The organism is Bradyrhizobium sp. (assembly GCF_030646015.1).
Taxonomy (GTDB): domain Bacteria; phylum Pseudomonadota; class Alphaproteobacteria; order Rhizobiales; family Xanthobacteraceae; genus Bradyrhizobium.
This window is the reverse complement of the sequence record NZ_JAUSLT010000037.1, coordinates 30,600-55,312: the sequence shown is the minus strand read 5'-3', so window position 1 is coordinate 55,312 and position 24,713 is coordinate 30,600. Positions and strand designations below refer to the sequence as shown.

General features: G+C 64.0%; 23 protein-coding genes. 8 read left to right on the top strand and 15 right to left on the bottom strand.

The features are described from left to right. Window positions 1-63 precede the first annotated feature (63 nt). The 5 genes from Q7T45_RS05525 to Q7T45_RS05505 all read right to left on the bottom strand — a co-directional run bounded on the left by Q7T45_RS05525 (window position 64) and on the right by Q7T45_RS05505 (window position 5,589). A complete protein-coding gene (locus Q7T45_RS05525; RefSeq protein ID WP_304868551.1) occupies window positions 64-588 on the bottom strand; it encodes a DUF1801 domain-containing protein in 525 nt (174 codons plus the stop codon). Between the two features lie 25 nt (window positions 589-613). Continuing rightward, window positions 614-796: a YegP family protein gene (locus Q7T45_RS05520; RefSeq protein ID WP_304868549.1), complete on the bottom strand. Its 183-nt coding sequence runs from the start codon at window positions 794-796 to the stop codon at window positions 614-616. Window positions 797-939: 143 nt separating this feature from the next. Beyond that, complete coding sequence (locus Q7T45_RS05515) at window positions 940-2,907, bottom strand: methyl-accepting chemotaxis protein (RefSeq protein WP_304868548.1); 1,968 nt, start codon at window positions 2,905-2,907, stop codon at window positions 940-942. 177 nt (window positions 2,908-3,084) lie between these two features. Further along, window positions 3,085-4,257 (bottom strand): acyl-CoA dehydrogenase family protein, encoded by a 1,173-nt coding sequence (locus Q7T45_RS05510; RefSeq protein ID WP_304868546.1) that lies wholly within the window; start codon window positions 4,255-4,257, stop codon window positions 3,085-3,087. Between the two features lie 96 nt (window positions 4,258-4,353). Beyond that, window positions 4,354-5,589, bottom strand: coding sequence for an MFS transporter (locus Q7T45_RS05505; protein ID WP_304868545.1), 1,236 nt, complete (start codon window positions 5,587-5,589; stop codon window positions 4,354-4,356). A 224-nt stretch (window positions 5,590-5,813) separates the two neighbouring features. Between Q7T45_RS05505 and Q7T45_RS05500 the strand changes: the two genes are divergently transcribed. Continuing rightward, window positions 5,814-6,728: an Mbeg1-like protein gene (locus tag Q7T45_RS05500; RefSeq protein WP_304868543.1), complete on the top strand. Its 915-nt coding sequence runs from the start codon at window positions 5,814-5,816 to the stop codon at window positions 6,726-6,728. Between the two features lie 29 nt (window positions 6,729-6,757). On the opposite strand, the gene Q7T45_RS05495 is transcribed toward Q7T45_RS05500, so the two are convergent. Together Q7T45_RS05495 and Q7T45_RS05490 are read right to left on the bottom strand one after the other, a co-directional pair. After that, window positions 6,758-7,087 carry a type II toxin-antitoxin system PemK/MazF family toxin gene (locus tag Q7T45_RS05495; RefSeq protein ID WP_304868541.1) on the bottom strand — a complete coding sequence of 110 codons (330 nt, stop codon included), beginning with the start codon at window positions 7,085-7,087 and terminating at the stop codon, window positions 6,758-6,760. Next, the gene (locus Q7T45_RS05490; protein ID WP_304868539.1) at window positions 7,084-7,272 is read right to left on the bottom strand and encodes an antitoxin MazE family protein; all 189 of its coding nucleotides are present in this window, start codon (window positions 7,270-7,272) and stop codon (window positions 7,084-7,086) included. The genes Q7T45_RS05495 and Q7T45_RS05490 overlap by 4 nt, the downstream gene beginning before the upstream one ends. Before the next feature lie 157 nt (window positions 7,273-7,429). Here Q7T45_RS05490 and Q7T45_RS05485 point away from each other — a divergent pair, with 157 nt between their 5' ends. Further along, window positions 7,430-7,921, top strand: a complete 492-nt coding sequence (locus Q7T45_RS05485; protein ID WP_304868537.1) for a GNAT family N-acetyltransferase — start codon at window positions 7,430-7,432, stop codon at window positions 7,919-7,921. A 214-nt stretch (window positions 7,922-8,135) separates the two neighbouring features. On the opposite strand, the gene lepA is transcribed toward Q7T45_RS05485, so the two are convergent. Then, window positions 8,136-9,941 carry a translation elongation factor 4 gene (lepA, locus tag Q7T45_RS05480; protein WP_304868535.1) on the bottom strand — a complete coding sequence of 602 codons (1,806 nt, stop codon included), beginning with the start codon at window positions 9,939-9,941 and terminating at the stop codon, window positions 8,136-8,138. 114 nt (window positions 9,942-10,055) lie between these two features. Here lepA and Q7T45_RS05475 point away from each other — a divergent pair, with 114 nt between their 5' ends. Next, window positions 10,056-11,663 (top strand): glycosyltransferase family 39 protein, encoded by a 1,608-nt coding sequence (locus tag Q7T45_RS05475; RefSeq protein ID WP_304868533.1) that lies wholly within the window; start codon window positions 10,056-10,058, stop codon window positions 11,661-11,663. Between the two features lie 158 nt (window positions 11,664-11,821). On the opposite strand, the gene Q7T45_RS05470 is transcribed toward Q7T45_RS05475, so the two are convergent. The 5 genes from Q7T45_RS05470 to Q7T45_RS05450 all read right to left on the bottom strand — a co-directional run bounded on the left by Q7T45_RS05470 (window position 11,822) and on the right by Q7T45_RS05450 (window position 15,840). Further along, entirely contained in the window at window positions 11,822-12,151 is a 330-nt protein-coding gene (locus Q7T45_RS05470; protein WP_304868531.1) for an HPr family phosphocarrier protein, read from the bottom strand. Further along, entirely contained in the window at window positions 12,148-12,549 is a 402-nt protein-coding gene (locus Q7T45_RS05465) for a PTS sugar transporter subunit IIA (protein WP_024509305.1), read from the bottom strand. The genes Q7T45_RS05470 and Q7T45_RS05465 overlap by 4 nt, the downstream gene beginning before the upstream one ends. 132 nt (window positions 12,550-12,681) lie before the next feature. After that, a complete protein-coding gene (locus Q7T45_RS05460) occupies window positions 12,682-13,209 on the bottom strand; it encodes an HPr kinase/phosphorylase (protein WP_304868529.1) in 528 nt (175 codons plus the stop codon). Beyond that, window positions 13,206-15,020 carry a sensor histidine kinase gene (locus Q7T45_RS05455; RefSeq protein WP_304868527.1) on the bottom strand — a complete coding sequence of 605 codons (1,815 nt, stop codon included), beginning with the start codon at window positions 15,018-15,020 and terminating at the stop codon, window positions 13,206-13,208. Before Q7T45_RS05455 ends, Q7T45_RS05460 begins: the two co-directional genes overlap by 4 nt. A gap of 118 nt (window positions 15,021-15,138) precedes the next feature. Then, entirely contained in the window at window positions 15,139-15,840 is a 702-nt protein-coding gene (locus Q7T45_RS05450; protein WP_044412750.1) for a response regulator transcription factor, read from the bottom strand. A gap of 213 nt (window positions 15,841-16,053) precedes the next feature. On the opposite strand from Q7T45_RS05450, the gene Q7T45_RS05445 reads away from it, so the two are divergent. The 3 genes from Q7T45_RS05445 to Q7T45_RS05435 all read left to right on the top strand — a co-directional run bounded on the left by Q7T45_RS05445 (window position 16,054) and on the right by Q7T45_RS05435 (window position 21,394). Next, entirely contained in the window at window positions 16,054-16,788 is a 735-nt protein-coding gene (locus Q7T45_RS05445) for a HugZ family protein (protein ID WP_304868519.1), read from the top strand. Between the two features lie 100 nt (window positions 16,789-16,888). Further along, on the top strand, window positions 16,889-19,483 hold the full coding sequence (locus Q7T45_RS05440; protein ID WP_304868517.1) for a CHAT domain-containing tetratricopeptide repeat protein: 2,595 nt from the start codon (window positions 16,889-16,891) through the stop codon (window positions 19,481-19,483). Window positions 19,484-19,780: 297 nt separating this feature from the next. Continuing rightward, the gene (locus Q7T45_RS05435) at window positions 19,781-21,394 is read left to right on the top strand and encodes a phosphoenolpyruvate carboxykinase (protein ID WP_304868515.1); all 1,614 of its coding nucleotides are present in this window, start codon (window positions 19,781-19,783) and stop codon (window positions 21,392-21,394) included. On the opposite strand, the gene Q7T45_RS05430 is transcribed toward Q7T45_RS05435, so the two are convergent. Beyond that, on the bottom strand, window positions 21,375-22,103 hold the full coding sequence (locus Q7T45_RS05430; protein WP_304868513.1) for an RNA polymerase sigma factor: 729 nt from the start codon (window positions 22,101-22,103) through the stop codon (window positions 21,375-21,377). The genes Q7T45_RS05435 and Q7T45_RS05430 overlap by 20 nt on opposite strands. A gap of 253 nt (window positions 22,104-22,356) precedes the next feature. On the opposite strand from Q7T45_RS05430, the gene Q7T45_RS05425 reads away from it, so the two are divergent. Further along, window positions 22,357-22,905 (top strand): sigma-70 family RNA polymerase sigma factor, encoded by a 549-nt coding sequence (locus tag Q7T45_RS05425; protein WP_304868512.1) that lies wholly within the window; start codon window positions 22,357-22,359, stop codon window positions 22,903-22,905. Next, complete coding sequence (locus tag Q7T45_RS05420) at window positions 22,890-23,444, top strand: cupin domain-containing protein (RefSeq protein ID WP_304868510.1); 555 nt, start codon at window positions 22,890-22,892, stop codon at window positions 23,442-23,444. Before Q7T45_RS05425 ends, Q7T45_RS05420 begins: the two co-directional genes overlap by 16 nt. A gap of 173 nt (window positions 23,445-23,617) precedes the next feature. Here Q7T45_RS05420 and rocF read toward each other — a convergent pair whose 3' ends face one another. Then, a complete protein-coding gene (rocF, locus tag Q7T45_RS05415; protein WP_304868508.1) occupies window positions 23,618-24,592 on the bottom strand; it encodes an arginase in 975 nt (324 codons plus the stop codon). Window positions 24,593-24,713: the final 121 nt, after the last annotated feature.

The window sequence follows — 24,713 nt, the reverse complement described above, 5'->3', positions numbered from 1 at the left end:
GGGTGCCTGACGCGAGCACCGTAACCCCTCACCCCAACCCTCTCCCACAAGGGGAGAGGGGGCTCACCGCCGTTGCTGCGACATCGAGCCATTATTTCGAGAGATCAGCTGAGCGACCGCCCCCGCCTTGCTCTTCTTCAAATGATACGTCAGCGCCAGTCCCACGCAGTGGCGCAACTCGGCTTCGGGGAGCTTGTCCTTGGCGTCCAGCAGGATGCTGCGGTTGCCGCCGTAATTCAGCTCGGGGTACAGCTCGCGAAACGTTGCGACCAGGTCGGTCTGGCAATGAAAAAACACCGCGTAGCGGTCGACGGAGGATTTGATCCGGTCGATTCGAACGGTGCTGCCGCTTTTCGTGGCTGTCGTGAGATAACTCGGCTGTCCCCATTTCAGGGTTTCTTCGAGGGCGCCGACGCCTTTTGTCGTCCTGGCGGTGTCGAGGATCAGCCGGCGCAACGCCAGCAGTTTTGTCTGCAGCGGCTTTGGATAGGCGCTGAAGACCGCGGCCACCGCGGGATCGGCGAATCCGGCGCGGGGTTCGCCGGCCCGGGGCTTTTTCCCGCCGGTCCTTTTCGGATTGCGTGGCATCGCGCCCTGCGAAATTGCGACGGCTCTATTTGGTCTGATCGTCGATGGTGGCGCCCGGCGCGTTCTTCTTGATCGTCTCGATCGCGCTCATGGCGGAGGCCTTCTGCGCGTAACCTTCCGAAGCAAACATATTCTCGCCGTTCGGCGCCTTGAATCGGAAACGAAACTCGCCTTTCGCGTCCTTATAGACTTCGAATTTGTAAGCCATGACCGCTCCCCCTGGGTGAATCAAGATCGCGGAGTCGATCGTCGGTCGCAAATGGCGCCGAGTCAATCGAACAACGGCGCCCGCTCCATCGTGGAGGGGACGCCGTGTGAGCCCGATTCTGATTCAAACAGGCCGGAAGCGTTCTAGGCGGCGTTGCGCAGGCCGGCGAGGAAGCTGTCGACGCTTTCGAACAAAGCGGTGGCATGCTGGTTGAGTTCGCCGGAGGCGACCAGCACGTTGTTGGCGAGGATGCGCGACTGGTCGGCGGCCTGGCTGGCGCCCGCGACGTTGTGCGAGACCTCGCTGGTGCCGGCGGCGGCCTGTTGCACGCTGCGGGCAATTTCGCGCGTCGCCGAATCCTGCTCTTCGACGGCGGCGGCGATGGTGGTGGCGATGCCGCTGATTTCCCGGATGGTGTCGCTGATGCCGCCGATCGCGACGACGCAATCGCCGGTGGCGGACTGGATCGCGGTCACCTGACCGGCGATCTCCTCGGTGGCCTTCGCGGTCTGGCTCGCCAGTTCCTTGACTTCGGACGCGACCACGGCAAAGCCGCGGCCGGCGTCGCCCGCGCGCGCCGCTTCGATCGTCGCATTCAAGGCCAGCAGGTTGGTCTGGCTGGCGATGGCGCCGATCAGGCGAAGCACGTCGCCGATCTTTTCGCCGGCTGCCGTGAGGCTTCCGACCATTTCGGTGGTTTGACCGGCCTTGACCACAGCGTCGTCGGCGACGCTGCTGGAATGCGTGACCTGGCGGCCGATCTCGGCCACGGAGGAGGCCAGCTCCTCGGTGGCGGCGGCGACGGTGCTGACGCTGGCCGAGGCTTCCTCGGATGCGGCAGCCGCGGCGGTGGCCCGTTCCGACGTGCCGTTGACGCTGGCCGTGATCTCGCCGGCTACCCGCTGCATGTCCTTGGTCGCGCGCGCGACCGCGCTGACGACGCTCTTGACGTCGGCCTCGAAACGGTCGGCCATCTGCCGCTGCAATGCCTTCTTTTCCTCTTCCGCCTGCTGTTTCGCGGCTTCCTGCGCGGCGCGCATGGCGCCTGCTTCCAGCATGCTGCGGCGGAACACGTCGACGGCCACCGCCATGGTGCCGAGTTCGTCCTTGCGCTCGCCGCCGGGGATGGTCACCTCGGTATCGCCGCCGGAAAGACGGTTCATGACCGCGGTGATCGCCGTCAGCGGACGCGACAGGCCGCGGCCGAGCAGGAAGGCCAGCAGCACGGCGCCGGCCAGGATGGCCATGGTGCCGAGGATCAGGTTGCGCTGCGAGCTTGCCGCCGCCGCCTCGTATTCGGTGGTGTCCTTGATGACTTCCAGCACAGCGACCGGCTGACCGGCATAATTCTTGATTTGCCCGAGATAGAGAGCGGAGTGTTTGCCGCCGAGCGTCGCATCGCGACGCAGCGATGCGCCGCTGAATACGCTCTTCAACTCTTCCGGCGTGGCGACCACGGCATCGCCGAAGGTCGAGGAGAGTTTCTTCAGTTCCTTGCCGTCGAAGGAATGCACGGCGAGATCGACGCCGAAGCGTTGCTTGGCGCGGTCGACGAACTCCTTGCCGAACGGGACGCCGTTTTCGGCGATGCCGATGCTCTTGCCGTCACGCATGATCGGCGTCATGGCGAAGATGCTGAGTTCATTGCGGCCCATTTCGACGCCGACGATCGGCTTGCCGGTCCTGTTCGACTCCACCACAGTGATACGCCGCGCCGAGATGTCGTCGCCAAACGACTTGGGATCGTGCAGGCGCAGGAAGATCGTTGCCGGCGGCAGGGTGAGGTTCAGGAGCGACATGCCCTGCGCCTTCAGGGCCGCCTGGGCGCCGCCGAGCAGCGCGGTCATGGAATCGCGGTCGCCCTTGGCGATCGCGGCGCCGACCGGGGGCAGTGCGGCGACGACCGAGCTGACCGCCATGGCGGCGCGTCCCTCATAGTCGATCGCGGCGATCACGCTGTCATATTGCAGCTTGAGTTGCTGGTCGAGCGCGAGCCGCGTCAGGGCGCGCTGCTGCAGAATCGAAAAGGTGCCGAGGATGGCGCAGGCCGCGGCCACCGTCAGCGAAATGGCGAGGATCAGGCGGACTGCAATCGATCGAAGTTTGAACATGGGGGCTGCCGAAGCTCCAGGAGAGGAAGATTCGAAGGTTCCCAGAAATTGTTTAATAACCCCGGTCAACGAATTGCAGTATTTTTACGGGCTCACAGCCATGCCGACGGCTCCGGATCGATAGCCGCGCAGCTTGGAGGCGTGAGGTTGCCGGGCGCTACTTCCAGCTGAAGTCCTTCATCGCGCCGTCGGCGCAGAATCGAGCTTGCCCGACAGGATCACCTTGCCGACGTCTTCATAATGGCTGTCGCGACCCTGCAGCTGCTGCGCGATGGTATGCATGTCGCGGAAGCGGCGCTCGAACGGGTTGGCGCTGAACACGGCGGTGGCCCCCGTCATGTGATAGGCGGTATCGACCACCGCGGTGGACTGATGGATGGTCCAGGTCGAGGCCAGCCGGAGCGCGGTGCGATGGGCTTCGGTGAAGGCATCGCCGCGCGCCAGATCGCGCCATACCTCGGCGGCGGTGGCATAGAGATAGGCGCGCGTGGAGCGCAACTGGGCTTCGGTGCGTCCGATCAGGCCCTGCACCGCGCTGTTCTCGCGCATCGCGGAAAGCCCCTGCGGCTGCTTGGCGCGCGCGAGCTCGATGGCGGCATCCAGCGTGGCGCGGGCGACGCCGAGCGAGGTGGCGCCAAAGCCCATGCTGTAAACCATTTGAGTGGGGATCCGGTAGAGCGGGCCGTGCTCGCGCAACGCGGTGGGTTCGTCGCGCAGCGCGGTGAATTTCTCGGGAATGAAGAGATCCTCGACCGAATAGGAATCGGTGCCGGTGCCGTTGAGGCCGATCACGTCCCAGACGTCGTACATCGTGGCGCTGGTCACCGGGAACAGGATGGTGCGGATCTCCGGCGAGCCATCGGGCCTGCGGCGCGGTGAGCCGTCCGCCTCGACGATCCGGACATGGGCGCCGAGCCAGCTCGCCTGCCGCGAGCCGCTGGCGAAATCCCAGCGCGCGCTGGCCTTGTAGCCGCCGGGAACGGCCTGCACGGTATGATTGATCGCACCCCAGGCGAGAATGCCGGGCGCGACGTTGAAGATCTCGTTGGCCGGTTCGGGGTCGATATAGGCCGAGACCATGGCGCAGACGCCGCACTGGCCGAGGCACCACGCGGTCGAGGCATCGGCCTTGGCGATCTCCTCCTGCATCTGCATGAAGATCTCGAGTGGCGCCTCGGTGCCGCCGAGGCTTTTCGGCAGCAACGCGCGATAAAGCCCGTTCTCGAGCAGCGCGGAAACCACCGGCTGCGTGAGCCGCCGCGTCCGCTCGATCTCGTTGGCTTCGCGCACGATCAGCGGCTGCAGCGCCCGCGCTCGCTCGACCAGGTCGAAACCGGGAACCTTGTTCATGTATTTCCTCGCCCCTTGTTCCGCCGCTTGTCGGGCTTCTTGTTCGGTGGCGACGCAATGGTGGTCCATCTGCCGCTGTCGATCAAGAGAGCCGATCTACGCCGCCGCGCGCCCGAGGTGGAGCGTGGGCTGTGTCGGCCGGCGTACCGAGGGAAAACTCAACGCCACCGCGACCGCCGCTATCCCGATGCCGAACGAGCCGACATAGAGCCAAGTATAGCCGTGGAAGGTGTCGAACACCCAGCCGCCGGCCCATGGTCCGAGCGCCATGCCCAGGCTCGCAAACGCCGAAACCGCGCCGAACACCGTGCCCATGATGCGCGCGCCGAAAAATTCCCGCACCAGCACGGCGTAGAGTGGCATCACTCCGCCATAGGCGAGGCCGAAAATGACGGAGAGCGCGTAGAATTCGCCGAGCTGGCCGACCGCGAGATAGGTCGCCACGCACAGCGCCTGCACCATGAGCCCGCCGACCAGCACCGGCTTGGCCCCGATGCGGTCCGCCATCACGCCGAGCGCAAGCCGGCCGCCCAATCCGGAGAAGCCGGCCAGGCTATAGACGGTGACCGCGGTCAGCGGCGCGATGCCGCACACCATGGCGTAGCTCACCATGTGGAAGATCGGGCCCGAATGCGCCGCGCAGCAGCAGAAATGCGCCAGCGCCAGCGTGATGAATTGCGGCGTGCGCAACGCCTGCGCCACGGTCCACTCGGCCTCAGGCGCATGCGCGCCGCCCGTGGCCGCAGGCGCGGCTGCCTGCGGCGCCGGGCGCACCAGGAACGCGGCCGGAACGAGCAGCGCCGAGGCGAAGATTCCGATCACCAGCATCGCGGTGCGCCAGTCATAGGTCGTGATCAGCCAGCTCGCGAACGGCGCCACCGTCAGCGGCGCCACGCCCATGCCGGCCGACACCAGCGAGACCGCGAGGCTGCGCTGGTTTTCGATCCAGGCGCTGGCGATCGCCATCATCGGCGCATAGAAGGCGCCGACGGCGACCCCGACCAGGATGCCGAACAGCAATTGAAACTGCCACAGGCTGGTGGCCATGCTCGCCGTCACCAGGCCGAGACCGAGCAGCACGCTGCCGGCGAGCACGACGATGCGGGTGCCGTAGCGGTCCGACAGCGCGCCCCAGAAGAACGCCGCGACGCCCATGCAGAGAAAGTTCAGCGTCGACGCCGCCGAAACGCCGGCGAGCGACCAGCCCGTCGCATCCGACATCGGCTTCAGGAATACCGCCAGCGACATCATCGCGCCGAAGCCGACGCAGGTCATCAGCGCGCCGGCGCCGACGACGACCCAGCCAAAATTGAAACCGGCTGATTTGCTCATGCGTTTCCTCGCATTTTTTAGCTTCTGACTGGCCCAAGGCGCGATGTTGGCCCATCCGTCGCTGGCGATCAAGATGGCTGGGAACGCGGCGTCGAGGCGTGCGGGCGAGAACGCGTTCATGTCTTCTCCCTGTCGAGCTTTCCCCCGCTTGTCCAGACACAACCAGAGGTACACATGACGTGGGTTAAGTGCTAGGCTGCTCTTTTGAGAGTTGGGAGGTATTGATGGCAGATATCGGCATTTTCGAGCCGGATGATCTCAAGAGCATTCCGACCTTTCGCGCGGCCTATTCCGACCGTACCGCGTTGCTCATGGCAAAGCTGGCCTTTCGGGCCTACACCTCGTTTCACGTCGACGAGTTTGCATTCAAGACATTCAGCGACGAGCTGTGCGCGCAAGGATTCCTGAGTTGCACAAAGCTGGTCGACAATGATGCCGGTACGGCGGGTTACGTCGTCGAAGGCAGCGACATCATTGTCATCGTGTTTCGCGGAACCGAAGACGAACTCGACTGGAAGACCAACGTCAACGCGCGACTGGTCGCGCTGCAGGGTGGAACGCGTGTCCATACCGGGTTCTTCCAGGCATATTGGCCGATCCGCGATGCCATGTTTGATTTCGTCAAGCTTGCCGTTCAGGCCAAGCCGCGTGCGATCTACATCACTGGCCATTCGCTCGGTGGCGCGCTCGCGCTAATGGCGACGGCGGAACTGGCCAACGACGACGACGCCATGATCCGCGATTGCATCGCGGCTTGTTATACATTCGGCTGCCCGCGAGCCGGTGACAGCTCGTTCGATATCTACGTCAAGGCGCCGCTGTATCGGATCACCAATGGCGTCGATATGGTACCGGCCATTCCCCCGGCGATTCTGGGTTATCGTCACGTCGGAGATACCCGCTATTTCGGCAAGCTTGGCATGTCGCCCGGCCGGCGCTCGCCAACCATCCTTCAAAAAACCTGGCGGACGATCTGGGGACTGGCGGCGTTGATCAGGAGTGGAAAGTTTCAAAACATCGCCGACCACAGCATGACCGTCTATGCCAACAAGCTGGCGGCATGGGCGGCCGCCAATCTCGATGAAACCCAGGAGCGCCGGGAAAAGACCGCCGACCCGAAAATCGCCTCGACGCAGTAGGGGAGTTGCCAGCGCTCAGCTGTCCACCTTCAGCGCGCCAACCCGAGCACCAGAAGGAGTGCGCTGTTGAGCCGCTCGGATGTCTCGCCATCGAGCGATCCCAGCACCTGCCGGACGCGGTCTCGCCGCAACGCGTTGATCTTGTCCGTCATGATCTGCGAGCGAAGCCGCAGGCCGTTCGCAGCCGAGGGCTCAACCACCGGCCGAAGGTGATGGTAATCGCTGACGTCGGACGACATCGGGCAAACCAGAACGGAATTCGTCGTGTCACCGAGTTCATCCGCCTGCACAATCACCCCCGGACGCGGTTTGCCCATGTCGCCCTGCGCGACAAGCAACACCACGTCGCCGCGCTTCACGACCAGTCTGCCGGATCGCGGACGGTGTCCAGCCATTCATCGATCACCGCGTCCTCGGGATGCCTGGATAACATCGCGGCCTCGCGGCGGATATCCGCGAGCACCTTGGGATCGCGCAAATCCGGCACCCAATGCTGCACCGGCCGCAAACCCTGCGCGCGCAGCCGCTCGCGGCGCGAAGCCATGCGCTGCTGCGGAGTGCGGGGTTTTGACTTTTTCGGGGTCGTGGCCATGGAATTAACGTAACATGTTACGGAGAACCATTCAAGGATTGCGTGTCTGGCTTGCCTTGCCCAAATCCGTCTCTGCGCATAAGCGTCAGTTGGTTGGACCGGAGCATCCATGCAGAAAGTTTCCATCTCCACGTTCTCTGATCCCGATCAGCGAGGGGTCCTGAACGTCATCCTGCCGATTCAGCAGGGAGAATTTGGCATTCCCGTCACCGAAGCGGATCAGCCGGACCTCGCGGACATTCCCGCTTTCTACCAGTCGGGGACTGGCGGCTTCTGGGTGGCCCGAGCAGAAGACGAAGTTGTCGGTACGGTCGGATTGAAGGATATCGGTTCACGGCAGGCGGCGTTGCGGAAGATGTTCGTCGCCAGTCCGTTTCGCGGCCGTGAGCATGGAGTGGCAGAGAAGCTTCTCGATGCCTTGCTGGCGCATGCGCGTACGCGGGGCGTGGTCGAGATTTTTCTCGGCACCACGGACAAATTTCTGGCGGCGCACCGGTTCTACGAAAAGAAGGGTTTTGAGGAGCTTCCAAAAGCCGGTCTGCCCAGGGCGTTCCCGGTCATGGCGGTCGATTCGAAATTCTATGTTCTGAGACTGCCGTAAGGGCTGCGGCGGCATCAACCGATCACACGGGCTGCGATGGTGGAATCGTGCCGGTGATTTGCCCGACGTGTCCAATCGTATCGCAGGAAGCGTCAGGTATCACGCCACCGTCGCCCTATCTGTGCATGGGGTTGTTTTCGATATTTTTGTCGTCCGGTCAGGTAAGCTCCAGCCCGGACCTATCTCGCCATGCTCCAGCGGTCGAGCATTCGCCTCAGCTATCCACCTTCAGCGCGGCAATGAAGGCTTCCTGCGGGATGTCGACCTTGCCGAACTGCCGCATCTTCTTCTTGCCTTCCTTCTGCTTCTCCAGAAGTTTCCGTTTGCGCGTGATGTCGCCGCCGTAGCATTTTGCGGTGACGTCCTTGCGCAGTGCGCGGACGGTTTCGCGGGCGATCACCTTGCCGCCGATCGCGGCCTGGATCGGGATCACGAACATGTGCGGCGGGATCAGCTCCTTCATCTTCTCGACCATGGCGCGGCCGCGGCCTTCGGCGCGGGTGCGATGCACCAGCATCGACAGCGCGTCGACCGGCTCGAGGTTGACGAGGATCTGCATCTTCACGAGGTCGGCCGGCTTGTAGTCGGTGAGATGATAGTCGAACGAGGCATAGCCTTTTGAAACGGACTTCAGGCGGTCGTAGAAATCGAACACCACTTCGTTGAGCGGCAATTCATATTTCACCATGGCGCGGTTACCGACGTAGGTGAGCTCTTTCTGATTGCCGCGGCGGTCCTGGCACAGTTTCAGCACGCTGCCGAGATATTCGTCGGGGGTCAGGATGGTGGCCTCGATCCACGGCTCGTGGATCTCGGCGATCTTCACCACGTCGGGCATGTCGATCGGATTGTGGATCTCGATCTCCCGCCCGTCGGTGAGGTGCATCTTGTAGATCACGCTCGGCGCGGTCGCGATCAGATTGAGATCGAATTCGCGGTGCAGCCGCTCCTGGATGATTTCCAGATGCAGCAGGCCGAGGAAGCCGCAGCGGAAGCCGAAGCCGAGGGCGGCTGAAGTTTCCATCTCGAACGAGAAGCTGGCGTCGTTGAGCCTGAGCTTGCCCATCGCCGCGCGAAGCGTTTCGAAATCGTCGGCGTCGACCGGGAACAGGCCGCAGAACACCACGGGGATCGCCGGCTTGAAGCCCGGCAGCATGTCGGTGATCGGCTTCCTGTCGTCGGTGATGGTGTCGCCGACGCGGGTGTCCGCCACCTCCTTGATCGCGGCGGTGATGAAACCGATCTCGCCGGGGCCGAGTTCGTCGATCTGCGTCATCTTCGGCGTGAAGAAGCCGACGCGCTCGACGTCATAGGCGGCGTTGGTGCCCATCATGCGGATGCGCTGGCCTTTTTTCATCACGCCGTCGACGATGCGAACCAGCACCACGACACCGAGATAGACGTCGTACCAGCTGTCGACCAAGAGCGCCTTCAGCGACGCATTGCGATCGCCCTTCGGCGGCGGCAGCCGGTGCACGATGGCTTCCAGCACGAGGTCGATGCCGATGCCGGTTTTCGCCGAGATCATCACGGCGTCCGAGGCGTCGATGCCGATCACGTCCTCGATCTGGCGCTTGACCTGGTCCGGCTCGGCCGCCGGCAGGTCGATCTTGTTCAGCACCGGCACGATCTCGTGGCCGGCGTCGAGCGCGTGATAGACGTTTGCCAATGTCTGCGCCTCGACGCCCTGGCTCGCATCGACCACCAGCAAGGAACCCTCACAGGCGGCCAGAGACCGCGAAACCTCGTAGGCAAAATCGACATGGCCGGGGGTGTCGATCAGATTGAGGATGTAGGTGTTGCCGTCCTTGGCCAGATAGGTCAGCCGCACGGTCTGCGCCTTGATGGTGATGCCGCGCTCGCGCTCGATATCCATGGAATCGAGCACCTGCTCCTTCATCTCGCGCGCCTGCAGTCCCCCGGTGGTCTGGATCAGACGGTCGGCCAGCGTCGATTTGCCATGGTCGATATGCGCAACAATGGCGAAGTTGCGGATGTTGGAAATAGGGATGGATGTCATGGGCGCGGGATAGCATTGGCACCCCGCTGCGGCAACCATAATGCGGCTTTTTGGCGGGGCTTCTTCACGCCAAGCTGATTCCACTCAGGCTGAAAACGCGGTACGCACAGGGCCATGTCGACTGCATCATACTTGCCCGTGGCGGCGCGCGCGCGGCGCTGGTCAACGGTCCGGCGATTGCCGGCGTGGCTGGTGGCTACTGCCAGCGATCCCAGGGCCGGCCTCTGGCTGGTGATCGGCTTTGCCGCCGCCCATGCGGTGCTCTGGACCCTGATCCTGGTCAATCTCAAGGCGGCGCAGGACGTCCATATGGACGTCGCGGAGGCCTTCGCCTGGGGCCAGAAGTTCCAGTTCGGCTATGGCAAGCATCCGCCGCTCTCGGGATGGGTGGCCGGCCTCTGGTTCACGGTTTTCCCGGTCGCCAACTGGTCGACCTACGCGCTGGCGATGGCGACGCTGGGCTGCGGCCTCGTGATCTGTTGGCTGATCGCGCTGCGCGTGGTGGACCGCCGCCGCGCCTTCTTCGTCATGGTGATGCTGGCGCTCTATCCGATCTTCAACTTCAAGGGTTTCAAGTACAATCCGGACCTGCTGCAGCTGGTGACGCTGCCGCTGCTGGTGCTGGCCTATCTCCATGCGTTCGAGAAGCGCAGCGTGCGCTCCGGCCTGTGGCTCGGCCTCGCCGGCGCGCTGGCGCTGATGACGAAATACTGGGTGCTGACCATGATCGGCGCGGTCGGGCTGGCGGCGTTGCTGCATCCGGATCGCCTCCAGTTTCTGCGGTCGCCGGCGCCATGGACGGCGATCGGCATCCTCGCGGTGCTGATGTTGCCGCATCTGGTGTGGCTGCGGGAAGCGGACTTCGTGCCGCTGACCTATGCCGGCGACGTCTACACGCATCTGACCCGCGCCCAGAACGTGCAGCTTGTTCTGGGTTACATCGGCCACAATGTGGCGCTGCTGGCGCTGCCGGTCGCGCTGGCGTCGGTGGCGCTGGCCTTGGCGAATTGGAGACGTCCGTCGGCGCTGTTCTCGCGCACATGGTCGCGCGGCCCGAATCCGGGCGTGAATGGGTCGCAGGCGCTCAATGTCTGGATCATCCAGGCCGTGGTCGCGATCGGTCCGGTGCTCGGCGGGCTCGCCTTCATGGTCTACATGAAGACCGATTGGGGAATCTCGCTGTTCTTCCTGACGCCACTGGCGCTGGTGGCGATTCCGGCGCTGCGCCTTCGAAAGGTCGCGCTGTTTCATATCGTCGCGATCTGGCTCGCGATCACGCTGACGGTGCTGGCCGCCTCGCCTACCATCGCGTCACGCGAGATGGCGGTCAATCCGAACGGGGCCGCGACCTATGGCGCGCGTTCCGAACTCGCCCGCGAACTGACGCAGGCCTGGCGCAGCCGGTTTCATTCGCGCTGGGCCGTGGTCGCCGGCACCACGGAAATGAACCAGCCGCTGACGTTCTACAGTCCGGACCATCCGGCGCCGCTCACGCCGGGCGAACTGTGGTCGTCCGGGCTGACCTCGGTGGAGGAAGCCAAACGCCTCGGCTTCATCGGCGTCTGCGATACCACCGATGGCCGGCTGCCGATCTGCGAGGCGTGGATGGCGGCGAACGGAAACAATCCGGAGCGCCTCACCATCACCACCCAGCGCTTCTTCAAGGGCCATCCCGGACCGGCGATCACCTGGAAGGTTTTTATCGCTCCGCCGGCGAAGTAGTTTTTCTTCACCTCGCCCCGCTTGCGGGGAGAGGTCGGAATTCGAGCGCGGCTCGAATTCCGGGTGAGGGGGTACAGGTCTCTCGGAAAGTCTTTGCTGGGAGGGAAGCCCCTCACTCCAACCCTCTCCCCGCAAGAGCGGGGCGAGGGAGCGCACCGTCACACGCCTTCTTCGTTGAACTTGCTGGCGACCAGTTCGGTGATCGCGTCGAGCGCAGCCTGCGCTTCGGGGCCGATCGCGGAGACGGTGATGGAGGTGCCGGGTCCGGCCGACAGCATCATCAGCCCCATGATCGAGGTGCCGCCGACCGTCTCGTTGCCCTTGGTGACCCAGACCTCGGCGTTGAAACGCTCGACCATCTGGACGAATTTCGCCGACGCGCGCGCGTGCAGGCCGCGCTTGTTGATGATGGGAAGTTCGCGGGTCACCGCGCCCGAAGGGATGCTCGGCCCGGCATTGTCCTGGGGTGCCGCGCCGTCGTCGCTCATTTGCCGGCGAGGACCCGGCTGGCGATGGTCACGTATTTGCGCCCGGCTTCCTGGGCCATGGCGATGGCGTCGGGAAGCGAGCGCTCTTCGCGGACCTTGGCCAGCTTGACCAGCATGGGAAGATTGATTCCCGCGAGCACTTCCACCTTGGGGCGGCTCATGCAGGAGATCGCGAGGTTGGAAGGCGTGCCGCCGAACATGTCGGTGAGAATCGCAACGCCATCGCCACTGTCGACGCGGTTGACCGCTTCGATAATGTCACTTCGACATAAATCCGAATCGTCCTCGGCACCGATGGTGACGGCTTCGATTTGTTTTTGCGGGCCCATGACGTGTTCGAGCGCTGCCTTGAACTCGTCGGCAAGGCGCCCATGGGTCACAAGTACTAGACCAATCATCGGAAACTCCTCGCGGGTGCTTTTTGGTGCACCGCACGAACGCGCCACTTTGACCATCCAGAGCCCCCGCGCAAGAGGGGATCTTCGCGATTCTCCCGGAAAGTAAGGGTAGGGATGGGAGCCGGCGCCGGTCTATTCGGTCGCGAGTGTGGGACTGATATGGTTACCAATTCCCTTCGGGCAATCGGCCGAAGGTTGGGGTGAAGATGAAATCGCGGTCATGGTCAGTGCAGCGATAACGAGTGGAAGCGGAGACATACCCGTTTTTGCAGGAATTCTTGGTATTTCAATACCATTTATCGTCACCCGGAGCGCTTCCGGTGGCGGCAGCCGTTCGGCATCCGGGGCGGCCAGATCGACCACCAGGCCGACGATGGCCTGGGGCGCGAAGTCGCAGCTGAAGATCCCGAGCCCCCGGACCTCGATCAGGCCGGCCAGTTCCGGCGCCGGGCGTACGACCAATTGCCCGCCGCTGTGTTCCAGATGCACGCGGTCGTCGCCGACCAGCACGGCCGGAGGTATTTGTCCGGCGCGTCCGGCCAGGATCAGATCGAACGCCAGCCGTGACTTGCCGGCGCCGGAGGGCCCGCGGATCAGCACCGCCCGGTCGCCCACCAGCGCGGCCGAGGCGTGCACGCTGGCGGCCCCCGCGCCCGTCATGGCGCGGGCAGCCGGACCACGAAGCGCGCGCCCGCGATGGTCGGCTCGCCCTCGGCGTTGACGGCGCCTGCGCGATTCTCGGCCCAGATCCGCCCGCCATGGGCCTCGATGATCTGTTTGGAGATCGACAGTCCCAGTCCGGAATTCTGACCAAAACCCTGGTGCGGCCGGTCGGTATAAAAGCGCTCGAAGATGCGCTCCAGCGCGTCCTCGCGAATTCCGGGGCCGTCGTCGTCGACCACGATTTCGATTTCGTTCTTCACGCGCCGGCAGACGATGCGCAGCTTGCCGCCGGGTTCGGAAAACGACTGGGCGTTGGAGAGCAGGTTGGAGATCACCTGTCCGAGCCGCGAATCATGGCCCGGCACCGAGAACGTGTCGGTGGGACCGCGGCCCTCGAAGCGGACTTCCACCGCGACATTGTTGCCGCGCCGTGTTTCGTTCGCCACCGTCACCAGCGCGTTCAGCAGGCGGCGAAGATCGACCAGCGTCATGTCCTGGCGCTGCAGTTCGGCGTCGAGCCGGCTGGCGTCCGAGATATCAGAGATCAGCCGGTCGAGCCGCTTGACGTCGTGCTCGATGACGGCGAGCAGCCGCGAACGGCTGTTCTCGTTGCGCGCCAGTGGCAGCGTTTCGACCGCCGAGCGCAGCGACGTCAGCGGATTCTTCAATTCATGGGCGACGTCGGCGGCGAAGGTCTCGATCGCCTCGATCCGGCTGTAAAGCGCGTTGGTCATGTCGCGCAGCGCGCCGGAGAGATGGCCGATCTCGTCACGACGGCGGGTGAAGTCAGGAATTTCGACGCGGGTCCGGATGCGGCGGCGGACCCGCTCGGCGCTGTCAGCGAGCCGGCGCACCGGGCCGGCGATGGTGCTCGCCAGCAGCAGCGAAAGCGCGATCATCACGACGGCCGCGACGGCGAAGATCTTCAGGATGGCCAGCCGCTCCGCGGTCACCATCTGGTCGATGTCGCCGCCCTGCGTCGACAGCAGCAAGGCGCCGTTGACCGCGCGAAAATGCTGCACCGGTACGGCCACCGAGACGATGACTTCGCCGCGGTCGTTGATCCGCACCATCGAGCCTTTGACGCCGGTCAGCGCGCGAGCGACTTCGTTGTAGCCCTTGCCGTTCTCCGGGCCGAGCTCACGATAGAGCGGCAGGTCGCCGCGGTTGAGCCAGGTGCGGAACGCGATCATGGTCCGCTCGGCAATGCCGGGTTTTTCGGTCGAGGGCGGCGCCAGTTCGAAGCGCATGACGTCGCCGCGGCCGTACAGGCTGCGGCTGTCGAGGATCAGCACGCCGTCGCGGTCGTAAATGCGGGCGCGCGTCTTGGTCGGGGAGACCAGGCCGCGCAGCACCGGCGCGATGCGCTCCGGATTGATCGAGAAATCCAGCCCCGACAAGGCGTCGTCGGACGGCCCGTAGGTTTCCCCGGGTTTCAGGTCGAGCAGGCGGTCCGGGTCGATGGTGAGCGCGTGGCTTTCGGTGGTGCCGGTCGCGGCGATCGCGCGCGCGATCACCTCACCCGTCGACAGCAGGTTTTCGGCGCGGGCGTCGATCAGGCCGGCGCGGAACTGCGAGAGATAGAGGATGCTCGCCACCAGCGCGATCAGACCCGCGAGATTCAGCGAGACGATGCGGCGGGTGAGGCTGGAAAAGGACAGCGCGAAGAAAAACTGGCCGGTGCGGCGCAGCCAGTCGAGCGGGCGTTGCCAGCCCCGCGCCGGCGGGCTTTCGACGGCGCCGCTGTCCAGCGCCGGCGAGGTGTCCTCGGCATTCAGGTTGGGATCAGGCTGCGTTCGATCGAGCAATGGCCAACACTGCCGGTTGTTTCGAGGGCGTCTTGCGTTGCAAGTATCTTAGGCAAGTATCCTAGCCGATCCGGGCGGCGGCGTCAGTTGACAAACCGCGCGCCGGACGCCCCGAAAATCAGGTTTCCTTGAAGCGGTAGCCGACGCCGTAGAGGGTTTCGATCATCTCGAAATCGTCGTCCACCACCTTGAACTTCTTGCGCAGCCGCTTGATGTGGCTGTCGATGGTGCGATCGTCGACATAGACCTGGTCGTCATAGGCCGCGTCCATCAGCGCGTTGCGGCTCTTGACCACGCCGGGGCGCGTCGCCAGCGCCTGCAGGATCAGGAACTCGGTCACCGTCAATGTCACCGGTTCGTTCTTCCAGGTGCAGGTGTGGCGTTCCGGATCCATCCGCAGCAGGCCGCGGTCCAGCGCCTTGGCGTCGGTCTCCTTCGGCGCGGCGGTCGGATCCTTCGGCGCGGCGCGGCGCAGCACGGCCTTGACGCGTTCGACCAGCAGGCGCTGCGAGAACGGTTTGCGGATGAAATCGTCGGCGCCCATTTTGAGGCCGAACAATTCGTCGATTTCCTCATCCTTGGAGGTGAGGAAGATCACCGGCAGGTCGGATTTCTGCCGCAGCCGCCGCAACGTCTCCATGCCGTCCATGCGCGGCATCTTGATGTCGAGGATCGCCAGGTCCGGCGGGCTGGTGCGAAAGCCGTCGAGCGCGGACGCACCATCCGTGTAGGTCATGATGCGATAGCCTTCGGCTTCGAGCGCGATCGAGACGGATGTGAGAATGTTGCGGTCGTCATCGACCAAGGCGATTGTGGGCATGAGCCTGCTTTCAGAAGTAGTGTGGCTGGAACGGCGAGCAATCCAGCGATGCGCCGCCTAAATGGCTTCGTACGCGGTAAACGAGCAATGCAAGCTGGGCTGAAGTGTGACCGAGTTCCGCAAAACGCCTAAGCTACCTGGAGTTCCAGCTATATAGATACTCGTTTAACCGGGAAAAGGTCCTGATAGCAATGAGATGTCTGGATATGACCGATGCAGCCCACTTCTGATTTCGATGCCGGCCGGCTGACCCGGTCGCTGCTCCGGCGCAGCCGGCAAGGGGCTTTGGCGACTTTGGTGGCCGGAACCGGCGATCCCTATTGTTCCCTGGTCAACCTCGCCAGCCATCCCGACGGCTCACCGATCCTGCTGATTTCGCGGCTGGCGCTGCACACAAGGAACATCCTCGGCGATGCCCGGGTCTCGCTGATGCTGGACGAGCGGGCCGAGGGCGACCCCCTGGAGGGCGCCCGGATCATGCTGGCGGGCCGCGCCGAGGAGGCCGGGCCCGACCAGCTGGAAATATTGCGCCGGCGCTACCTCAGTGCCCATCCATCTGCGGAAGCCTTTGTAAAATTTAAGGATTTTTCGTTTTTTCGAATCCGCCCCTCAGGCGCGCATCTGGTGGCGGGATTCGGGCGGATCGTGGACCTCAAGCCCGAGCAGTTCCTGACCGATATTTCCGATGCCGGCGCGCTGCTGGAGGCCGAACAGGGGGCTGTCGAGCACATGAACGCCGACCATCGCGACGCCATCAACCTCTATGCGACCAAGCTTCTGGGCGCCGAGGCCGCCGACTGGAGCTGCATCGGCTGTGACCCGGACGGGTTGGATCTGCAGGCCGGTACGGCCACGCTGCGGCTGGATTTCCCGGAACGGGTCATTGGCCCGGGTGAGCTGCGCAAGATGCTGGTCAGGCTGGCGGGTGAGGCGCGGGCCAAGGGATAGCCGGGGGATAGCGGATCATCGCTGCCGGTTTGAACGGGGGCGGGCGTTGCTGCGACCCATGCACGCCCGCACGCGGCGTCCAAGGCAACGTATCCGCATCATGAAATCCCCGAATCGTTTCGCTCTGACAGTGTGGCTGGCGCTCATCGGAGGCGTTGGCGTGACGACGGCTTCGTCAGCGCAAAAGGCCGATGCGGCGGCGCGCAGCGCTGAGATCGCCGAACTCAGCCGGGCCGGCAAATATTCCGAAGCGATTCCGCTGGCGCAGCGCCTGCTGGCGGATATGGAGCGGGCCCATGGTCCAGACCATCGCGATGTCGCGGCGTCGCTGAACAATCTCGCGCTGCTCTATGGCAGCCAGGGGCGGGATGCCGAGGCCGAGCCGCTGTTGAAGCGATCGATCGCGCTGGTGGAAAGGCTTCATGGTGCCGGCTCCCCGGAAGCCGCGCACCAACTGAACAATCTGGCGGCGCTTTACCAAAGGCAGCAGCGCTATGCCGAGGCCGAACCGCTGTTCAAGCGGTCACTGGCGATCCGCGAAAAGACGCTGGGGCCCGGGCACCCCGACGTGGCGCAGTCGCTGAACAATCTGGCCACCCATTACGAGAAGCAGGAGCGTCATGCCGACTCCGAGCCCTTGTTCAGGCGCGCACTGGCGATTTACGAGAAAGTAGGAGGTCCGGAGCATCCGGCGGTCGCGACCGTGCTGAACAATCTCGGTCAGGTCGCCAAGGTCGGGGATCGCTTTGCCGTGGCCGAGCCGCTGATCAAGCGTTCGCTCGCGATCCGCGAAAAAGTGCTGGGGCCCGATCATCCCGACGTGGCGCGATCCCTCAACAACCTGGCGGAGCTCTACGACGGTCGACGGACCCGCGACGCCGAAAAACTGTTCGAGCGGGCGCTGGCGGTTCGTGAGCGCGCGGTCGGTCCCGATCATCCCGATACCGCGCGGTCGATGAACAATCTGGCGGCGTTTTATGCCGAGACAGGTTATCCGGAGAAGGCGCTGCCGCTGGCGCAAAGGCTGATCGCGAGCGGTCGCGGCGAGCTTCGCGCCGTGCTCCCGGTGCTGGCTGACGCCGAGCGAAACCAGTTGATACCGACCGAGCCGGCGATCGACACAATGCTTCATGCGATCCAGCGCGGCGCCCAGTCTTCGGCCGCCTCAGCCGTGAACAAGCTGGCGGTACGGCTGGCCGCGGGAACCGATCGCCTCGCCGAACTGGTTCGCCGCGATCAGGATCTCGCCGCTGAGGCCGAAGCCCTCGACAAGGCGCTGGTGGCGGCGGTCTCCAGGGAGCGGTCGAAGCGCGACCTCGCTGCCGTGCAGCGCACCCGGGCCCGGCTCGCCACCATTTCGAGCGAACGCCCGTCGCTGCAAAAGACCCTGTCGACGGAATTTCCGGATTACGCGGCGCTGTCGAATCCATTGCCGTTGACGGTGAAGGAGATTCAGTCGCTGTTGTCCGGCGATGAGGCGATGGTGCTGCTCACCACCACCATCAAGGAAAGCTATGTCATCGCGATCACGCGCGAGAGTTTTGACTGGAAGCCGATTCCGCGTGCAACCGAAGGGCTCTCGCAGGAAATCGCCGAGTTCCGCAGGGGACTGAATATTGCCGATGTCGGCGATGCCACCGGTAAATCCGGGCTGTTCGATCTTGCCCGCGCCAACCGGCTCTACAAGACGCTGCTGGGCCCGGTCGAGTCCCTGGTGAAGGACAAGCGCAGCCTGCTGATCGTTCCCTCGGGTCCGTTGACGGCGCTGCCGTTTCAGTTGCTGGTGACGGCGGAGCCATCGGCCGCGATCCCGGAAAAACTCGATGGCTATCGCGAGGCCGCATGGCTGATCAAGCGTCACGCGGTGTCGGTATTGCCGTCGGTCGCCAGTCTGAAATCGTTGCGGGCTTTTGCGCGCCGGGATCACGGCATCAAGCCGATGACCGGTTTTGGCGATCCGCTGTTCGACCCATCCCAATCCGGTGGAGACAAGCGTGCCGCGATCAAGTCCGCAGCCAGGGGCGCGGTCACAGGCGCCTACACCGATTTCTGGCGCGGCGCCGGCGTCGATCGTCTCCGGCTCGCGCAAGCCTTGCCGCAACTGCCCGATACGGCCGACGAGTTGAACGCGGTGGCAAAAAACCTCGGCGTTGCCGCTGCCGATATTCACCTCGGCGCTGACGCCAGCGAGACCAATGTGAAGCGCGCGCCGCTGTCGGATTATTCGATCGTGTATTTTGCCACCCACGGTCTCGTGGCGGGCGACGTCAAGGGTCTCGCCGAGCCGTCGCTGGCGCTGAGTCTTCCAAGGCTGCCAACCGAACTCGACGACGGATTGTTGACTGCGAGTGAAGTCGCGCAACTGAAACTCAACGCCGTTTGGGTGGTGCTGTCGGCGTGCAACACGATTGCCGGCGACAAGCCCGGCGCGGAAGCGCTGTCGGGCCTCGCCCGTTCGTTCTTCTACGCCGGCGCCCGTGCGCTGCTGGTCTCGCACTGGGCGGTGGATTCGGAAGCCGCCACGCGCCTCACCACCGCGACCTTCGACCGCCTCAAATCCGATCCAAAAATCGGCCGCGCCGAGGCGCTACGCCAGGCAATGCTCTTCTATCTCGGCGATTCCGCGTCGCCGAAGAATGCCTATCCGGCGTTCTGGGGTCCGTTTGCACTGATCGGCGAGGGCGCGGCGCGTTAAGAATTGTGGATTGTGCGTCGCAATAAAAACTCTTCCCGGCCGGTCGCAACTGTGATCATGGCGGATGATCGCGCTGTCATGGCCCCGGAATGCCCCAATACGCGGCAAGCATTGAGCCGTATCAATGACCCGGCCTTGGAATAAACCAAATACTGCGGGATCGGCTTGGCAAGTCCGGCGTTCCTCAGTATTAGGTCGCCGGACCGATGCCGCAAGGCTATATAGAAGGTCACCGCGACAGAGGCGCGTCTGGCGGCATTCGCGCTGGAGATACGCGGGTTCCAGGAGGATTCTTCAGTGCAAGAGACGGGTATTCGTAACGGTGCCTTCGGCGCCGACAAATTCGGCTTAAAAAATCTCAAGCAGGTGCACTGGAATCTCGGCGCGCCACAGCTCTATCAGTACGCGCTGATCGCGGGCGAAGCTGTGCTGTCCGCCGACGGCGCGCTCTGCGCCGATACCGGCGACTTCACCGGTCGCAGCCCGAAGGACAAGTTCACGGTTCGCGACGCCACCACCGAGAAGATGTGGTGGGCCGGTAACCAGTCGATCACGTCAGAGCAGTTCGAGGCGCTGTATCAGGATTTCCTCAAGCACGCCGAAGGCAAGACGCTGTTCGCGCAGGATCTCTATGGCGGCGCCGATCCGAGCTTCCAGATCAAGACCCGGGTCTATACCGAACTCGCCTGGCACTCGCTGTTCATCCGCACGCTGCTGATCCGGCCCGAAGCCTCCTTGCTCAGGGACTTCGTGCCCGAACTGACCATGATCGACATGCCGAGCTTCCGCGCCGATCCGAAACGCCACGGCGTGCGCTCGGAGAACGTGGTCGCGATCGATTTCGCCCGCAAGATCGTCCTGATCGGCGGGTCTCAATATGCCGGCGAGATGAAGAAGAGCGTGTTCACCACGCTGAATTATTATCTGCCCGCCAAGGGCGTGATGCCGATGCATTGTTCGGCCAATGTCGGGCCCAAGGGCGACAGCGCCATCTTCTTCGGCCTGTCCGGAACGGGAAAGACCACGCTGTCGGCCGACCCGAAGCGCACGCTGATCGGCGACGACGAGCACGGCTGGGGCAATGAAGGCGTCTTCAACTTCGAAGGCGGCTGCTACGCCAAATGCATCAAGCTGTCGAAGGAAGCCGAGCCCGAAATCCACGCCGCGAGCAAGCGTTTCGGCGCCGTGCTCGAGAACGTGGTGCTCGACGAAGACACGCGGGTGCCGGATTTCGACGACGGCTCGAAGACCGAAAACACCCGCTCGGCCTATCCGCTCGATTTCATCCCCAACGCCTCGCGCACCGGCCGCGCCGGTCATCCGAAGAATGTGGTGATGCTCGCGGCGGATGCGTTCGGCGTGTTGCCGCCGATCGCCAAGCTGACGCCGGCGCAGGCGATGTATCACTTCCTGTCCGGCTACACCGCGAAGGTGGCCGGCACCGAGCGCGGCCTCGGCAATGAGCCGCAGCCTGAATTCTCCACCTGCTTCGGTTCGCCGTTCCTGCCGCTCGATCCGTCCGTGTACGGCAACATGCTGCGCGAGCTGATCGCGAAGCACAATGTCGATTGCTGGCTGGTCAATACCGGCTGGACCGGCGGCAAATACGGCACCGGCTCCAGGATGCCGATAAAGGTGACTCGGGCGCTGTTGACCGCAGCCCTCGACGGCAGCTTGCGAAATGTCGAATTCCGCACCGACAAGTATTTCGGCTTCGCGGTGCCGACCGCGCTGCCGGGGGTGCCGAGCGAGATCCTCGATCCCGTCAACACCTGGAAGGACAAGGCCGAGTTCGACAAGACTGCGCGCGCCCTGGTCGGCATGTTCCAGAAGAATTTTTCCAAGTTCGAAGCCGAGGTCGACGCCGACGTCCGCGCCGCCGCACCGGATCTCAAGCTCGCTGCGGAGTGAGGTTGGGGCTTTCGATTTGTTGCGATCTCGTGAATTCGAAGGGCGGCCGTGAGGCCGCCCTTTTTTCTTGACGCAGATACTTCGTTTCTTCGGTCGCGCGGCCCGGCGTCGTCCGGTTTTCGCGGACAACCATCGTCGCGCGCAGCTCCAGCAGCGCGCGCCGCAAATGGGTCTTGACCGTGTTGGCGGGGACGCCGAAGCGGGTTGAAAGTTCGTGGCGGCTCCGATCCCCGAGATAGGCCAGCATGATCAGCCGGCGCTTGTCTTCCGGAAGCCTGGCAAAGGCCGCCAGCGCCTGCGGACGCAGCCGGGCGAGGTCCAGCTCATCGATCGGATCGGGATCATCAGACGCCAAAGTCAGGATCTCGTTCTCGTTACCGACCACCTCGAACCGCCGCTTGCGCACGGCATCGATGGCGCCGTGCCGGACAATGGTCGCCATCCACGCCATCGGCGATGCGATCGCGGGGTTGTAGCTTGCGGCATTGCGCCAGACCTTGAGATAGCACTCCTGCAGCACGTCTTCGGCAAGGCTGCGATCCCCGAGGATCCGCAATGCGACGCCAAAGAGCTTGCGATTGGTCAGGCCGTAGAGTTTGGCGAAGGCGGATTTGTTTTCGGCGGCGACGCCCGCGAGCAACTCCAGCAGGGCCATCTTCGGCTCGTGTGCTTCGGCGATGCCGGCGATTCCTGGCGATGTCGCGTTCACGTTTTTTCCCCGGTCGATTGTCATTGAGCCTGGCAATCGCCGGAAAGACGAGGCGAGCGTTGGCTGATACCTGTCCCCGCCACTACGGCGCTCCGGCGGAAAAAGTTTCGGCGGCCCACATGTTCACGGCGGATTTTTTCGGCCGTCGGCCGGGTATTTTGAAACCGCCGCCCGTTGAACCGTAGCTTCCTCAGTCTTATAGTCCGCGACGGAACAGCTGCTTTTGCGTGTATTCCTGGCCAACCACTTCAGAATGCGACAGATTCCCGAGGACGACCTGGGTCAGGTGCTCAACTCTGTCGCCCAAGGCGACCGGGTTGCGTTCCGCCGGCTGTACGCCGCGGCCGGTCCCGTGCTGTTCGGGATATGCAGCCGCATTCTGAGAGATCGTGACGCCGCAGAAGACGCCTTTCAGGAGGCGATGCTGCGGATCTGGCAAAAATCCTATCTGTACGATCCTGCCAGGGGCAGCGCGATCGGCTGGATGACGGTGGTCACGCGTAACGCCGTGCTGGACCGCCTGCCCGAACGCCGGATCCGGTTCGTGTCGTTGGCCGATGAGAATGTCGCCGCCCTGGTCGAGAAGCTTTCCGGTCCCGGGTCTGGCGAGCCGGCTCTCGCGCCGGACCTGCTGAAGTGCCTTGGGCTGCTCGAACAGAACTACCGGAAATGTGTTATTTTGGCCTACCACTACGGCCTCAGCTACGAGGAACTGGCCGAACAATCAGCCGTTCCCCTGGGAACGATCAAGACCTGGATTCACCGTGCCGTTGAGAAGTTGCAGCTATGTCTGAACCAGTAAAGCCGGGAGCCCATGGCGCGGCGGAGTACGTGCTCGGCCTGCTCGGCAAGGCGGAGCGCCGCGAGCTCGCGTCGCAACTGAAGTCGGACGAGGTGCTGAAGACCCAGGTCGAGTATTGGGAGAACGCTTTTTCGAGCCTGCAGGCGGAAGAGGCCGAGCCGTTGCCGGCCGGGTTGTTCGAAAAGATTCTCGACAGGATCGACGGCGAAGGCCTGCATTTGCCGGGCACGCTGACCAAACGCGCGGCAAGCGCGAACTGGTTCGATATCGGCCCCGGTATCAAGGGGCGGTTGCTCCATATCGACCGGGCCCAGAACCGGCAATATCTCTTGTTCAGGATGCAGCCGGGCGCGTCCTATCATCCGCACTCGCACAACGCCGATGAACAGTCCCTCGTTCTCGAGGGCGACCTTTCCTTCGGCGATTGCAACCTGCTCGCCGGCGACTTCCATGTCGCGACACCATCCTCCTCGCACCCGCCGGGACGGACGGTGAATGGCTGTCTCGTGCATGTCGTGATGAGCCTCGACCAGCATTAAGCTGTCTACTTCTCCCTCTCCCCGTTCTTTACGGGGAGAGGGTTGGGGTGAGGGGCTCTCTCAACGAACGCAACTTGCCGATAGTCCCCCTCACCCGGATCACATCTGCGATGTGATCCGGCCTCTCCCCGCAAGCGGGGAGAGGCAAGTGAAGTGGCCAGCTTGCGTGCACTTCAACTGTTGTCCGGAAACACCGCGTTGCTCGGTGTCGGGCGGTCGGTGATCTGCAGGCCGAACAGGCTGCCGATCAGTTCGACCGCGACCCGCGCGGTGCGGCCGCGCTCGTCGAGGAACGGATTGAGTTCGACGATGTCGACGGAGCGCACCAGGCCCGAATCGTGCAGCAGCTCCATGACAAGGTGCGCCTCGCGATAGGTGGCGCCGCCGGGCACCGTGGTGCCGACGCCGGGCGCCACCGCAGGATCGAGAAAATCGACATCGAAAGACACATGCAGCACGCCGCCCTGGGCCTTGACCCTTTCGATCACCCGCCGGATCAGGACGCCGACGCCGAATTCGTCGATCGCGCGCATGTCGGCGATCGCGATGCGGCGGTCGCGGACCATCTCTTTTTCAGGCGGATCGATCGACCGGATGCCGAACAGGTCGAGCTGATCGGTGGGAATCGAGACGCGGGGCTGGTCGCCGAGCAGGGCGTCGAGGCCGGGCTCGCCGGTAAGAAACGCCGCGGACATGCCGTGCATGTTGCCGGTTTCGGTCGTGTCGGGCGTGTTGTAGTCGGCATGGGCGTCGAGCCACAGCACGAACAGCGGCCGGCCCTGTTGCTTCCAGTGGCGCGCGACGCCGTTCACCGATCCCATCGACAGGCTGTGATCGCCGCCCATGAATATCGGAATGGCGCCCGTGCGCGCGAGCTGGAAGGCGCGTTCGCCAAGCGCGCGAATCCAGGTCTTGATCTCGTCGTAATATTTCGCATGGGCCGGCGGAGGCCCCTCGGCGGCCGAAACGGCCGGTATCGCGAGATTGCCGTGGTCCTCGACCTCAAATCCCAATTGCCCGAGCACGCGACCGATGCCGGCCGTGCGCAGCGCATCGGGCCCCATCAGCGTGCCGCGTTGCGAGGCGCCGATCTCGAGGGGAATGCCGAGGAGGGCAACGCGCGGGGTTTTGACTTCAGGCTCGGACATGTGGCGGGACTTTCAGGCATCGTAGGGTGGGCAGAGGCGCGCTTGCGCCGTGCCCACCATTCAAGACATCGCGCCCCGATGGATGGTGGGCACGGCGCGAAGAGCGCGCCTTTGCCCACCC